General features: G+C 60.6%; 1 protein-coding gene. It reads right to left on the reverse strand.

What is annotated here, in order from left to right:
- The coding region (locus Q8X48_RS29960; RefSeq protein ID WP_407802682.1) for a calcium-binding protein at window positions 1–289 on the reverse strand (289 nt) is incomplete at both ends.

The raw sequence follows: 289 nt of genomic DNA on the forward strand, positions 1-289 counted from the left end.
AGATGTCGCTGCCCGCGTCACCGCTCAAGTTCACAGCAGCACCGACCAGCGCCGTGCGCACATCGAGGATGTCGTTACCATTGCCGCCGGACGCATAGCCCCGAGCCAACATCAACTGGTCATCGCCATCATCGCCGTTCAACTGATCGAAACTGCCATCCGTGCCGCCTGTCAGCACGTCATTGCCGACACCGCCTCTCAGCGTGTCGTTGCCATTACCACCATCCAACGTGTCGGCTCCGTTGTCGCCAAGCAATGTGTCGTTGCCGTTACCGCCGTTCAGCGTGTC

Source organism: Pseudomonas sp. QLc11A (assembly GCF_052112305.1).
Lineage (GTDB): Bacteria > Pseudomonadota > Gammaproteobacteria > Pseudomonadales > Pseudomonadaceae > Aquipseudomonas > Aquipseudomonas laurylsulfatiphila.